Source organism: Sphingomonas sp. Xoc002 (assembly GCF_050408055.1).
GTDB lineage: Bacteria > Pseudomonadota > Alphaproteobacteria > Sphingomonadales > Sphingomonadaceae > Sphingomonas > Sphingomonas yabuuchiae.
Window position 1 is genome coordinate 446,900 of the sequence record NZ_CP191175.1, and the last position, 12,530, is coordinate 459,429.

Annotated in this window: 11 protein-coding genes and 1 tRNA gene; 6 read left to right on the forward strand and 6 right to left on the reverse strand. The window is 68.1% G+C overall.

Annotated features, from left to right (window positions below; all coding sequences use genetic code 11):
- The first annotated feature begins 45 nt into the window (after positions 1-45).
- The gene (locus tag ACQR50_RS02200; protein ID WP_428969639.1) at positions 46-1,173 is read left to right on the forward strand and encodes an OmpA family protein; all 1,128 of its coding nucleotides are present in this window, start codon (positions 46-48) and stop codon (positions 1,171-1,173) included.
- Between the two features lie 273 nt (positions 1,174-1,446).
- Here the strand turns inward: ACQR50_RS02200 and pncB are convergent, their stop codons facing one another.
- Complete coding sequence (gene pncB / locus ACQR50_RS02205; protein ID WP_428969640.1) at positions 1,447-2,751, reverse strand: nicotinate phosphoribosyltransferase; 1,305 nt, start codon at positions 2,749-2,751, stop codon at positions 1,447-1,449.
- Between the two features lie 161 nt (positions 2,752-2,912).
- Between pncB and ACQR50_RS02210 the strand changes: the two genes are divergently transcribed.
- The 3 genes from ACQR50_RS02210 to ACQR50_RS02220 all read left to right on the forward strand — a co-directional run bounded on the left by ACQR50_RS02210 (position 2,913) and on the right by ACQR50_RS02220 (position 7,426).
- Positions 2,913-4,994, forward strand: coding sequence for a DUF3857 domain-containing protein (locus ACQR50_RS02210; protein WP_428969641.1), 2,082 nt, complete (start codon positions 2,913-2,915; stop codon positions 4,992-4,994).
- A 198-nt stretch (positions 4,995-5,192) separates the two neighbouring features.
- Entirely contained in the window at positions 5,193-6,776 is a 1,584-nt protein-coding gene (locus ACQR50_RS02215; protein ID WP_428969642.1) for a Na+/H+ antiporter, read from the forward strand.
- Positions 6,777-6,835: 59 nt separating this feature from the next.
- Entirely contained in the window at positions 6,836-7,426 is a 591-nt protein-coding gene (locus ACQR50_RS02220; RefSeq protein ID WP_428969643.1) for an NADPH-dependent FMN reductase, read from the forward strand.
- Positions 7,427-7,472: 46 nt separating this feature from the next.
- Here the strand turns inward: ACQR50_RS02220 and ACQR50_RS02225 are convergent, their stop codons facing one another.
- On the reverse strand, positions 7,473-8,183 hold the full coding sequence (locus ACQR50_RS02225) for a VIT1/CCC1 transporter family protein (protein ID WP_428969644.1): 711 nt from the start codon (positions 8,181-8,183) through the stop codon (positions 7,473-7,475).
- Between the two features lie 101 nt (positions 8,184-8,284).
- Positions 8,285-8,374 (reverse strand) — tRNA-Ser (locus ACQR50_RS02230).
- A 165-nt stretch (positions 8,375-8,539) separates the two neighbouring features.
- Between ACQR50_RS02230 and ACQR50_RS02235 the strand changes: the two genes are divergently transcribed.
- Positions 8,540-9,304 (forward strand): EipA family protein, encoded by a 765-nt coding sequence (locus ACQR50_RS02235; protein ID WP_428969645.1) that lies wholly within the window; start codon positions 8,540-8,542, stop codon positions 9,302-9,304.
- A 32-nt stretch (positions 9,305-9,336) separates the two neighbouring features.
- Here the strand turns inward: ACQR50_RS02235 and ACQR50_RS02240 are convergent, their stop codons facing one another.
- Positions 9,337-9,738 carry a hypothetical protein gene (locus ACQR50_RS02240; protein ID WP_428969646.1) on the reverse strand — a complete coding sequence of 134 codons (402 nt, stop codon included), beginning with the start codon at positions 9,736-9,738 and terminating at the stop codon, positions 9,337-9,339.
- Positions 9,735-11,054, reverse strand: coding sequence for a dihydroorotase (locus ACQR50_RS02245; protein ID WP_428969647.1), 1,320 nt, complete (start codon positions 11,052-11,054; stop codon positions 9,735-9,737). The genes ACQR50_RS02240 and ACQR50_RS02245 overlap by 4 nt, the downstream gene beginning before the upstream one ends.
- A gap of 47 nt (positions 11,055-11,101) precedes the next feature.
- Between ACQR50_RS02245 and ACQR50_RS02250 the strand changes: the two genes are divergently transcribed.
- Entirely contained in the window at positions 11,102-11,863 is a 762-nt protein-coding gene (locus ACQR50_RS02250) for a YgfZ/GcvT domain-containing protein (protein ID WP_428969648.1), read from the forward strand.
- Positions 11,864-11,876: 13 nt separating this feature from the next.
- Here the strand turns inward: ACQR50_RS02250 and ACQR50_RS02255 are convergent, their stop codons facing one another.
- A complete protein-coding gene (locus tag ACQR50_RS02255; RefSeq protein WP_428969649.1) occupies positions 11,877-12,398 on the reverse strand; it encodes a PilZ domain-containing protein in 522 nt (173 codons plus the stop codon).
- Positions 12,399-12,530: the final 132 nt, after the last annotated feature.

The following is a 12,530-nucleotide window of genomic DNA, read 5'->3' on the forward strand; positions in this document are numbered from 1 at the left end:
GTGGGTTTGCGCTGTCCGTAGTGACAACCAAGAAAGGGGACTATGATGCGGAAGCTTGCCATTGTTCTGGCACTCGCCTCCACCGCTCTGGCTTCGCCTGCCCTCGCCCGCGACAAGTCGTGGTACGTCGGCATCGAAGGCGGCGGGATGATCGTCGAAGACATCGATTATGATGTCACCGGCACGCGCACCGGCGTTGCGACCGTCGACCATGACTATGGTTACGACGTTGACGGCGTGATGGGTTACGACTTCGGTGGTTTCCGTCTGGAAACCGAAGTCGGCTATCGCCGCGCGACGGTTGACGGCTACAGCTCGACCACGCTGACCAACACCGGCATCGGTGCTGGCACCGTTCCGGCCGGCAGCTACAGCTATGCCGGTGGTTCGACCTCGGCGCTCAGCTTCATGCTGAACGGCTTGCTCGACTTCGGTGCTGACGACGGCATCCAGGGCTTCGTCGGCGGCGGTGTCGGTGTGGCTCGCGTCAAGGCGAACTACAAGCTCAACAATCAGGCCGACTTCCTGAACGACTCGGACACCGTGTTCGCGTGGCAGGCTCTGGCGGGCATCCGTGCACCGCTGACCGACCACATCGACGCGACGCTGAAGTATCGCTTCTTCAACGCCGAGAACGTCAAGCTGGTCGACGTCGCCAACAACACGCATGACGGCCGTTTCCGGTCGCACTCGCTGCTGGGTGGCGTGGCGTACAACTTCGGTGAGCCGGCCGCTCCGCCGCCTCCGCCGCCGCCCCCGCCGCCCCCGCCGCCTCCTCCCCCGCCGCCCCCGCCGCCGGCTCCCGAGGCCGTGCCGTGCTCGCCGGGTCCGTTCATCGTGTTCTTCGAGTGGAACAAGTCGGACATCACCCCGGAAGCAGCGTCGATCCTCGACAACGCGATCACCCAGTACCAGAGCTGCGGCAATGCCCGCGTGATGGTTGCAGGCTTCACCGACACGTCGGGTACGCCGAAGTACAACATGGGTCTGTCGCAGCGTCGTGCCGACGCGGTGAAGGCGTACATGACCTCGCATTCGATCCCCGATGGCTCGATCGCCACGGAAGCCTTCGGCGAACAGCGCGACAAGCTGCGCGTTCAGACCGCCGACGGCGTCCGCGAGGTCCAGAACCGTCGCGTCGAGATCACCTACGGTCCGGGCGCTGGCCAGTAAGCCACGCTCAACCAAGGTTGATTGCGAAAAGAGGGAGGTCGGCGAAAGCCGGCCTCCTTTTTTCTTGTCCGCAATGCGAGGGGAGGGGGGTAGCCAAGCTTGCTCGCCGGAGGCTCGGTCCACCCCTTACTCAGGCTGCGCTAGCCAGCTACTCAAGCAGGCTCCACCGATCCCCCTCTTAAGGGAGAGGGGAAAGGCGGCATTACGAATGTCGATCGATCCCGGCGTGACATTCCGGCGTCCGAACCGCCCCTGCCAGCAACGGCTATCCCGTCACACCCGGACCGCCTTGGCGTGGCGTCCATCCTCGCCGAAGATGCGCAGGTAACGTTCGATTTCGGCCGGATCGCCGGTCGCCTTGGCAGGATTGTCGGACAGCTTGACCGCCGGATGCCCATCCGCGCTGATGACCTTGGCCACCAGCGAGATCGGCTCCAGCCCCGCCGCGCCCGCCGGATCGCAGTCGCGGAAGTCGTTGGTCAGGTTGGTGCCCCAGCCGAAGCTCATCCGCACCCGGCCATGGAAATGGCGATAGGTCGCTTCGATACTGTCGACATCCATGCCGTCCGAAAAGATCAGCAGCTTGCGGCGCGGGTCGCGGCCATGCGCCTGCCACCAGGCGATGATTTGCTCGCCCCCCTCGATCGGCGGCATGGAGTCGGGGCGAAAGCCCGTCCAGTCGGCCAGCCAGTCGGGCGCATTGCGCAAGAAGGCGGTGGTCCCGAACGCATCGGGCAGCGCGATCAGCAGGTTGCCGTCATACAGCGCCTGCCACTCCTCCAGCACCCGGTACGGCGCCGCCGCTACGCCCGCATCGTCGGAGGCGAGCGCGGCCATCACCATCGGCAGCTCATGCGCGTTGGTGCCGATCGCCTCCAGGTCATTGTCCATCGCCAGCAGCACGTTGGACGAACCAATAAACCGGTCCCCCAGCCCTTCCTTCAGCGCCTCGACGCACCAGCGCTGCCACAGGAAACCGTGCCGCCGCCGCGTACCGAAATCGGAGAGAACCAGATCGGGCAGATCGCGCAGCCGCTCGACCTTGTCCCACAGCTTGGCCTTGGCGCGGGCATAGAGGATGTCGAGCTCGAACCGCCCCTTGCCCTTCAGTGCGGCGCGCGAGCGCAGTTCGTTGACGATGGCGAGTGCCGGGATTTCCCACATCGTCGTCTCGGCCCAGGGGCCGTCGAAATGCAGCTCGAACTGCCCGTCCACGGTGCGCAGCTCGTAATCGGGCAACTGGAAGCGGGCGAGCCAGTCGAGGAACTCGGGCGAGAACATGCGCTGCTTGCCGTAGAAGCTGTTGCCCGCCAGCCAAATCAGCTCCTTCTTGCCGAACCGGAGCGAACGCGCATGGTCGAGCTGTTCGCGCAGTTCGGCTTCGTCGATCACTTCGGCCAGCCGGACATGCTTGCTGCGGTTGATGAGCGAAAAGGTCGCCGTCACCTCCGGATGAAGCCGCCGGATCATCTGCAGCATCAGCAGCTTGTAGAAATCGGTATCCAGCAGGCTGCGCACGACCGGGTCGAGCCGCCAGCCATGATTATAGACGCGGGTGGCGATGTCGGTGACGGGCATGGACGCTCCCCCAGATCATGGGCCAAACTCAGCCGTGGGACCCGGGCGATGCACCATCGCCCGGACTGGGGCAAGCATGGCGCGGCTTGCGCCCGCCGCTGTTTTGGCCACTATGGTCGCCATCCGGGGAGGATGGGGGGACTATGAGGTTGCGTGGCGTAATGGCGATCGCCCCGGTGTGGGCGCTGGTGTCGGTATTGGTGGCGGTGGGCGCCGGGGCCCAGAATGCGGCAAAGCAGGCAGCGAAACAGGCGGGGCGGCCCGTAGCGGCCGAGCGCGGCCCGCAAGCAGGGCCGGTCCCTGCCTGGGTCACGCGGTCCGAACCGCTGGCGGTACCCGCCGATGTCGGTGGCCCGGTCTTCATGCGCCGACAGGATGTCGTGGCGCACATCACCGACCAGGGGCAGGCCCAATATATGGGCTATCGCATCAAGATCCTGCAATCCAACGCCCTGCAGATCGGCAATATCGCCATCGCCTGGGACCCGGCGGCAGGGCCGCCGATCGTCCACGGCATCCATGTCATTCGCGACGGCCAGACGATCGATGCGATGAAGGCCGCCGCGTTCGAGGTGCTGCGCCGCGAGGGCAAGCTGGAAGAGGCGATGCTCGACGGCACGCTGACCGCCGTGCTGCGCGTGCCCGACCTGCGCGTCGGCGATGAGCTGGAGGTCGAATGGACGACCTTTGCCAAGGACCCCACCATGGGCGGCAAGGCATCGGGCCTGCTGGTGCTGGCCGCCAGCCCGGCGCCCGGTCGCTATCATCTGGGGCTGAACTGGGAGGCCGGGCACAAGCCGCAGCTGAAGATCAGCCCGGACATGACCGCCGCGCTGAAGACGCGGGATAATGGCGTCGACTTCCACTTCGACAATCCCGCGACGCTGACCCCACCCAAGGATGCGCCGCCGCGTTACCAGTGGCAGCGCATCGTCGAATATAGCGATTTCGCCGACTGGCCCTCGGTGTCCCGCCACTTCGCCCCGCTCTATACCAAGGCGGCGATCCTCGCGCCCAATTCGCCGCTGCGCCAGGAAGCGGCGCGGATCGCCGCGGCTGCGCCCAGGCCGCTCGACCGGGCGGCGGCCGCGCTGAAGCTCGTCCAGCAGGATGTCCGCTACATCTATGTCGGGCTGAACGGCGGCAACCTGACACCCGCCTCGGCCGACGAGACGTGGCAGCGGCGCTATGGCGACTGCAAGGGCAAGACCGCGCTGCTGCTGGCCCTGCTCCGCGAACTGGGGATCGAGGCGGAGGCGGTGCTCGTCAATTCCAATGCCGCCGATGACGGGTTCGAGCAGCGTCTGTCGGGGCCGCAGCTGTTCGACCATGTGCTGGTCCGTGCGCATGTCGATGGCGCAACCTATTGGCTGGACGGCACGATGCCCGCCGTCGTGCCGCCCGCTGCGCGCCCGGTCTTTCCGGTGCAATGGGTCTTGCCGCTGACCACGCGCGGTGAGGCGCTGGAAAAGCTGAACCGGCCGCTGGCCGACGTGCCGGACGAGACGACGCTGTACGACATCGACACGCGGGCCGGGTTCGACAAGCCCGCCAGGATCACCTCCACGACGATCACGCGCGGCGTCGCGGGGCTTCAGCAGCAGATGCAGTTCTCGGCGGTGACGCCGGGGCAGATGCTCGATGCCTTTCGCCAGCAACTGACCGGCGATTTCTGGCAGGCGATCGACAGCGTGCAGTGGCGTTACGACCAGACGGCGCAGGCCAGCATCCTGACGATCGCAGGCACCGGCACCGTCGACTGGGACAAGGATGATGACGGCGGCCGCTCCTTCGCACTGCCCGGCGGCGGCTTCAGCCCGCCCGATCGCCGCGTGCGCAGTGCCGATCAGCCGCAGGGCGTGCCCTTCTATTCCAAGCCCGAATATAGCTGCCACGTCACCACTGTCCGCCTGCCCACAGGCACCGACGCGAAGCAATGGTCGTCCAAGCCCAGTTTCGACACGATGATGTTCGGCCGCCATTACCGCCGCGCCTGGCAGATGCGCGACGGCACCATCCGCATGGTCCGGGGCTCGCGCGTCGAACAGCCCGAGATCGATGCCGCCATGGCGGCGCGCGACAATGGCCGGATCGACGCCTTCGACAACAGCATGGCCTGGATCTTCTATGCGCCGAAGGGGACGAAGCCCGGCGTCGGCCAGGGCGAGACCGTGCCCGCCAGCTACGACCATGACTGGGTCGCCGATCCCGCGCCGTGCATGCCGACTGCCAAGGGGGTGTGAAACGATCCTGCCCTGCAAGGATACCCCTGCGAATGTCGGGCCGTCGCTCCAGAGCATGCACCACCCCGGCCTTCGCCGGGATGGTGGGGGGAGTTTCGTCGGGGGTATCCTGCAAGGGTAAGGAAACGGCCAATCTTGTTGATTTTGCGCCCTTTCTGCGCTTTCCCTTGATCGTCGCAGCGGGGGGAGAGCAGGGCGGTGCATCCGGCGGAGGGTTTCGAACTGATCATCGCCATGTTCCTGGCGGTGGTCGGGCTGCATTATCTGGCGCATCGGCTGTCGCTGCCGCCCGCCGCCGCGCTGATCGTCGGGGGCGGGGCGATCGCCTTCATGCCCGGCCTGCCGGGGATCACCATCGATCCCGAGTTGGTGCTGGTCCTCTTCCTGCCGCCGCTGTTGATGGACGGCGCGTGGTTCACCGCGATCGCGCCGTTTCGACGGCACATGGTCGGGATATTGTCGCTGGCGGTCGGCGCAGTGTTCTTCACCACCGCCATCGTCGCGGTCGTGACCAAGCTGTTGCTGCCCGCGCTGCCCTGGGCTGCCTGTGTCGCGCTGGGCGCGATCCTGTCGCCGCCCGATGCGGTGTCGGCACGCGCGGTGTTGCAGCGCGTGCGCCTGCCGCGACGGCTGTCGACGCTGCTGGAGGGCGAGAGCCTGCTCAACGATGCCGCCGGGCTGGTGCTGTTCCGCTTCGCCGTCGCCGCCGTCCTGACCGGAGGGTTCAGCCTGGGCGCGGCGGTGGGCAGCTTCTTCCTGCTGGTACTGGGCGGGATCGCGGTCGGTGCGGCGATCGGCGCGGCCTGGGTCCTGCTGCTCCGGCGGCTCGGCGACGATACGCTGATGATCGCGCTGACGCTGCTGGTCTGCTGGAGCGCCTATATCGCGGGCGAGCTGCTCCATGTCTCGGGCGTGATCGCGGTGGTCACGGCGGGGCTGACCTGCGGCTGGTACCAGCATGTCGTGTTCAGCGCGAGCGTCCGCATCCGGACCGTGGCGTTCTGGCAGGTGCTGGTCTTCCTGCTCGAAGCGGCGGTGTTCACCCTGATCGGCCTGTCGCTGCGCGGCCTGTCGGAGCGGGTCGGCGACCCGGCGGTGGTGATCGACACGATGGGCCTGCCGGTGCTGGTCATCGTGGCGGCGGTGATCGTCGCGCGGTTCATATGGATTTTCGGGGTCGATGCGATCGTGGCGGGCCTGCGCCGCCTCGGCTGGCTGATCGCCCGGCCGCTCGGCGGGCGCGCCGCGCTGGTGATGAGCTGGGCGGGCATGCGCGGCGTGGTGACGCTGGCGGTGGCGCTGTCGCTGCCCGAACAGATGCCCGCGCGCGACCTGATGCTGGTGACGGCCTTCGTCGTCATCCTCGTCACCGTGCTGGTACAGGGCACGTCGCTGGGCTGGGTGATCCGGCGGGCCGCACCGCGCGAGGACCCCACCTCGCATCCCCCGCTCAACCTTCATGCGGCGGAGGCGGCGATGTTCCGCGCCCAGTTGGTCGCCGTGGAGCGCGAGGCGCATGACGATGCCGGGCGACTGATCCACCCGCAACTGCTGCGCCGTTACCAGGCGCGCGCGACGGCCGGGCAGAATTTCGAGGGCAGCGCCGAGGAACTCACCGCCGCGATCACGAGCCATTTCGACGTCATCATCGCCGCCGTCACGGCGGGTCGCGCCGAACTGGTCCGCCTGCACCGCGCGGGCGAGATCGACGACGAGACGCTGCACGATCTGGAACATGACCTGGACCTGGAGGAACTGGCCGCCACCGCCGCCAAGGGGTGAGGCCGGATCGCCGCCACGCCCCCTCGCGTTGTGCAGGGCAGACCTTGGGGAGACATCTGATGGCCGACCATATCCTGATCTTCTACGGCTCCTACCGATCCGATCGGCAGGGCATCCGGCTGGCCGATTATCTGGTCCGATCCTTCCGCGAACGCGGTGCCGAACCCGAGCTGATCGACGCCAAGGCGGTCGGGCTGCCCATGCTGGACCGGATGTACAAGGAATATCCCGCCGGTGAAGCGCCCGAGGCGATGGAGACGCTCGCCGCCAAGATCCGCGCCGCCGATGCCTTCGTCTTCGTGACCGGCGAATATAATTGGGGGCAGCAGCCGGGGTTGAAGAACCTGACCGATCACTTCCTGGAGGAATGGTATTGGCGCCCCGCCGCCATCGCCAGCTATTCGGCCGGGCGGCTGGCGGGCGCACATGCCAGCGTCGCCTGGCACGGCACGCTGGGCGAAATGGGGATGGTCGTGGTGTCCAGCACGCTGACCGTCGGTGGCATCGGCCAGACGCTGGATGCCGAGGGCCAGCCGACCGGCGATGGCGGGGCCGCGCTGTCGCGCAGCTTTCCGCGCTTCGCCGACGATCTCGCCTGGTGGACCCAGGCCGCGCGGGAACAGCGGGCGAAGATCGCCCCGCCTTACTGAACCTCCCCGCCCCTGAAGGGGAGGGCCTAAAGCTTCTATACTATCGTCAGATCACCGTGCCGGTCAGCGTGCCGATCAGCGCGGTCACGCCCATCGCCAGCGCGCCCAGCAGGACCACGCGCGCCATGCCGCGCCCGACCGGCGCGCCGCCCGCTTTCGCGCCGAGCGCGCCCAGTACCGCCAGCAGGACCAGCGCCGTCGCGGGCGTCAGATAGAGGACCCAGGCCCGGGGCGACAGCGCGGCGGCCAGTACGGGCAGGATCGCGCCCGCGCTGAACGCCCCCGCCGAAAACAGTGCCGCCTGGAGCGGGTCGGAGCCGCCGTCATCGGCCAGCCCCAGTTCGTCACGGCGATGCGCGCCCAGCGCGTCATGCGCCATCATCTGCTCGGCCACCTGCCGCGCCAGCCCCGCCTCGACCCCGCGCTGTTCGTAGATCGCAGCCAGTTCGTGCGTTTCGGCCAGCGGCGCACGGACAAGCTCCGCCGCCTCGCGTGCCAGATCGGCCTGCTCGGTATCGGCCTGCGAACTGACCGAGACATATTCCCCCGCCGCCATCGACAGCGCGCCGCCGACCAGAGCGGCGATCCCGGCCACCAGCACGGCGCCCGCCGTCGCACCCGGCGCGGCCGCGACGCCGACGATCAGGCTGGAGACCGAGATGATGCCGTCATTGGCCCCCAGCACGGCGGCGCGAAGCCAGCCCGTGCGATGGACCAGATGCTGTTCGCCCATGGCGTGAATGGTGGTCTGGCTCATGGGATGTCCTCAGGCATGCCGGACGCGCAGCATCCGGGGCGCGCCTGTGGCGGGGGCCCGTCCGGGCGGTCGATCGAATGTCGGGAAGCGGCGGCGCAATATGGCGGAGACGGAGGGATTCGAACCCTCGGTACGGTTTCCCGTACGACGCTTTAGCAAAGCGTTGGTTTCAGCCACTCACCCACGTCTCCGGCTGCGGCGAGGTGCGGCTATAGCGGGGCCGGTGGAGGCAATCAACCGGGTCTGGGCGGGATTTTATCAGGAAAATCGACTAATCCCCATTTCGTCATTCATTGCGCCGCAAGCTGCGGGCTGGTTAACGTGGCCTATCGGTTCGCCGGGGGAGTTGAGAATTCATGCGTATCGTCTGTCTGGGCCTGTCATGGCGTCTGTCCCTGCTGGCTGGCCTGGCCATGGTCGCCACCGCGCCGGTTGCGGCGCAGGTCCGCACGATCGACCCCAATCAGGGTATCGACAGCGACCTCGGCACCCAGCCTTCGCGCCCCGCGCCCCAGCAGAGCGCACCGCCGCAGGACTATGATCCGCCGGCCCAGTCGACCCCGCCCGCCCAGCAACCGCCGGTCACGACCACGCCCGGCACCCCCGATTCGCGCGCGGCCCAGACGACGCAGGCCGCCGATACGTTCGAGCGCGACGACCTGCTGGCGGCGGGCGAGGGTGTGTTCGGACAGGGCGCCGAGGGGCTGGCGGGCATCATCGAGCGTATCCTGCGCGAACAGGGTCGGCCCAACGCCTATATCGCCGGGCGCGAGGCATCGGGCGCGTTCGTCGTCGGCCTGCGCTATGGCTCGGGGGTGATGACCCACAAGGTCGAGGGGCAGATGCCGGTCTATTGGACCGGGCCGTCGCTGGGCTTCGATATCGGCGGCGATGCGAACAAGGTGTTCGTGCTGGTCTACAACCTCTACGACACCGAGGAGCTGTTCCACCGCTTCCCGGCGGCCGAGGGGCGGCTGTATTTCGTCGGCGGGTTCGCGGCGACCTATTTGCGGCGCGGCAATGTCGTGCTGATCCCGGTGCGGCTGGGCGTCGGTTGGCGCGCGGGCGTCAATGTCGGCTATATGAACTTCACGCACAAGGCGCGGTGGTTGCCGTTCTGATCGGGTCTTGAGGGCCGGGGGATTCCCTTGGCCTATCCCCGCACCAGCAAGCGATAAGGCTCGCTGACGGCCATCACCGGCACGTCCCAGGGATGCGCGGCGAGCAGGGCGTCCGCCAGCGCCTCCACATCCGCCTCCGCATCATAGATGGCGGTCAGGATGACGGTCGGCGACCAGCTCGCCGCACCGACCTTGCCCAGGGTCGGCACCGCGCCCGCGCCCGGCCGGAACCCCTCATAGCCGAGCGCCAGCTCGACCACTTCGCGATATCGCCCGAAATCGCCCAGCGGGGCTGTGCGCAGGATCGCCAGCAGCGCGGCGGCGGTGGGATCGTCTTCCACCGCCGCCGGATGGCCCGCCATCAGCGCCGCGAGCGTGGCGGGTGCGACCGGGCAATAGACCCGGATGTCCCGCACCCACCGGCTCTCGCTCATCCGAAGTCGACCGCCTCGAAGCGGATCGGCTGGCCGGTCGGCGCATCGGCGAGCTGGTCTTCCCACATCGCCACCTGGCCGCGCACGATGGTGCCGATCGGCTTGCCGGTCAGTTCCATGCCGGTGAAGGGCGACCAGCCGCACTTGGACTGGAGCCACTGATCCTCGATGGTCCAGCGCTTCTTCAGGTCGACGATGGTGAAGTCGGCATCGTAGCCCGCCGCGATCCGCCCCTTGCCGACGATGCCGAAGATGCGCTGCGCGCCCGCACTGGTCAGCTCGATCACGCGCTGAAGCGACAGGCGGCCATTCGCGGCATGGTCGAGCAGCAGCGGCAGCAGCGTCTGCACCCCCGGCATGCCGCTGGGGCTGCCCGGATAGGGCTTGGCCTTTTCCTCCAGCGTGTGCGGCGCATGGTCCGAGCCGATCACGTCGGGCACGCCCTGGTTCAGCCAGTGCCACAGCCCGTCGCGATGCGCGCCCGAGCGGATCGGCGGGTTCATCTGCGCCAGCGTGCCGAGACGCGGATAGGCCTCCTCGCCCGCCAGCGTCAGATGCTGCGGCGTGACTTCGCAGGTCGCGATGTCCTTGTGCTGCGCGATATATTCCAGCTCGGCGGGCGTGGTGACGTGCAGGATGTGGATGCGGCGATTCGCCTCGCGCGCCAGGCGCAGGATGCGACGGGTAGCGAGCAGCGCGCTCTCGTCGTCGCGCCAGACCGGGTGCGACGACGGATCGCCCTCGATCCGCTGGTCGGCGCGGGCGTTCATCCGGTCCTCGTCCTCGGCATGGATCGCGACGCGGCGATGGCCCGAGGCGAGCACTTCGGCCAGCCGCGCATCCTCCGACACCAGCAGGTCGCCGGTCGAGGCGCCCATGAAGATCTTCACGCCCGCCGTGCCCGGCATCCGCTCCAGCTCGGCGAGGTCGCGGGCATTGTGGTTGGTGGCGCCCACGTAAAAGGCGTGGTCGCAGAACATCGTCCTGGCGCGGGTCAGCTTGTCGGTGATCGCCTCGGCCGAATCGGTGTTCGGCTTGGTATTGGGCATCTCGAAGACGGCGGTGACGCCGCCCATCACCGCGGCGCGGCTGCCGGAGGCCAGGTCTTCCTTGTGCATCAGGCCGGGCTCGCGGAAATGCACCTGGCTGTCGATCACGCCGGGCAGGATGTCGAGGCCGGTGCAGTCGATCACCCGGCCCGCATCGCCTTTTGCCCCGATCGCCACGATCCGGCCGTCGCGCACGCCGACATCGGCGCGGACGGGGCCGCCGGGGGTGTGGACGGTGCCGCCGGAGAGAAGCAGGTCGAAGGTCATGGCAAACGGGCCTTTCGCATAGGGTCACGCCCTCCTACCTTGCGGTCATGACCGATGCCACCCCAACAGCCATTCCCGCGAGGACCGCCGCGACGACCCTCTCCGATCGCCGCCTGATCCGTATCGCGGGCGAGGATGTGCGCGGTTTCCTGCAAGGGTTGGTAACGCAGGATGTCGTGGGCCTGACGCCGGATGCCCCGCGCTGGGCCGCGCTGCTGACGCCGCAGGGCAAGGCGCTGTTCGACTTCCTCCTATGGGCCGAGGGCGAGGCGGTGCTGGTCGACGCGGAGGCGTCGCAGGCCGAGGCGCTGGCACGGCGGCTGGGCATGTATCGCCTGCGCCGCGCGATCGCGATCGATCCGGTCGAGGGACTGGCCGTCCATTGGAGCCGCAGTGCCGAGAGACGCCCCCATGATCCGCGCCTGCCCGAATTGGGCCATCGCTGGCTCGCCCCGGCAGGGGAGGCGGCGAGCGGCTGGACCGCGCACCGGCTGTCGCTGGGCGTGACCGAGGGTGTCGGCGAGCTGGGCTCGGGCGAGACGCTCTGGCTGGAATGCAATGCGCGCGAGCTGAACGGCGTCAGCTTCACCAAGGGCTGTTATGTCGGGCAGGAGAATACGGCGCGGATGCACCACCGCTCGAAGGTCAATCGGCGGCTGGTCGTCGCTCCCCTGGGCGAGGCGGGCGACCGGACCCGCGCGACCTATCCGGAACTGGGCCTGATGGTCGAGCATCGCCGCGTCGAGGCGCTGGGCGACGCGATCCGCCCCGACTGGCTGGCGGCGGCGTTGCAGGCCGATCCGGACTGACCGGCCCTTCGGGTTACCGCGACAGGGCCCGGGTGATCTGCGCGGCCGGCGCGGCCAGCACATGGCCGACCTGGATCGCGATGGTCGCGGCGGCGACCAGCCCGAACAGCCCGAGCGCACCGAACTGCATCGCCTGCGACACCGAGCGGCTGCGCTCCATCCGCCGGGCGGCGTCGATCTCCCCCGCCATGGTCTGGCGCAGGGTGGAGCGATCCTCGCTGCGACGCGTGCCGACCGGGCGGGCTTCCAGGCGGGGCTCGTTGACCAGCGCATCGGCGCTGATCACATCCTGCGTACGGACGCCCGAGAATCGGTCGCGCCGCCAGACGACCCGGCCGATCACCACCTGACGACCGCGCCGCAGATCCAGATATTCACCCGGCGCGAGCGGATCGTCACAGGCGATCATCATGCCCCGCGACGAGATGTTGTGAATACACGCATCGCCCCAGCCCCGGACGGACTTGATACGACAGGGGATCAGAACCTGTCGGCGCGCTTCGCGGTTTTTATAGCCCGGTCCGGACCGCCCCATGGCAGTATCCTGTTCCAAATTCGACGAATTTTCCGTCCATAGTCAGCATAGGAAAAGAAAGGGTGAATCGGTTTTCACCAATGTATGTTGCGCCGGGTCTGACGGCGTAAGCAGACGTCTTGGCTGCGGCAT

What these genes read in the sequence shown, in the direction of transcription:
- ACQR50_RS02200 (WP_428969639.1), top strand. Translation starts at nt 46, where the DNA reads ATGCGGAAGCTTGCCATTGTTCTGGCACTCGCCTCCACCGCTCTGGCT.
- pncB (WP_428969640.1), bottom strand. Translation starts at nt 2,751, where the DNA reads ATGCCCGTCACCGACATCGCCACCCGCGTCTATAATCATGGCTGGCGG.
- ACQR50_RS02210 (WP_428969641.1), top strand. Translation starts at nt 2,913, where the DNA reads ATGGCGATCGCCCCGGTGTGGGCGCTGGTGTCGGTATTGGTGGCGGTG.
- ACQR50_RS02220 (WP_428969643.1), top strand. Translation starts at nt 6,836, where the DNA reads ATGGCCGACCATATCCTGATCTTCTACGGCTCCTACCGATCCGATCGG.
- ACQR50_RS02225 (WP_428969644.1), bottom strand. Translation starts at nt 8,183, where the DNA reads ATGAGCCAGACCACCATTCACGCCATGGGCGAACAGCATCTGGTCCAT.
- ACQR50_RS02235 (WP_428969645.1), top strand. Translation starts at nt 8,540, where the DNA reads ATGCGTATCGTCTGTCTGGGCCTGTCATGGCGTCTGTCCCTGCTGGCT.
- ACQR50_RS02240 (WP_428969646.1), bottom strand. Translation starts at nt 9,738, where the DNA reads ATGAGCGAGAGCCGGTGGGTGCGGGACATCCGGGTCTATTGCCCGGTC.
- ACQR50_RS02245 (WP_428969647.1), bottom strand. Translation starts at nt 11,054, where the DNA reads ATGACCTTCGACCTGCTTCTCTCCGGCGGCACCGTCCACACCCCCGGC.
- ACQR50_RS02250 (WP_428969648.1), top strand. Translation starts at nt 11,102, where the DNA reads ATGACCGATGCCACCCCAACAGCCATTCCCGCGAGGACCGCCGCGACG.
- ACQR50_RS02255 (WP_428969649.1), bottom strand. Translation starts at nt 12,398, where the DNA reads ATGGGGCGGTCCGGACCGGGCTATAAAAACCGCGAAGCGCGCCGACAG.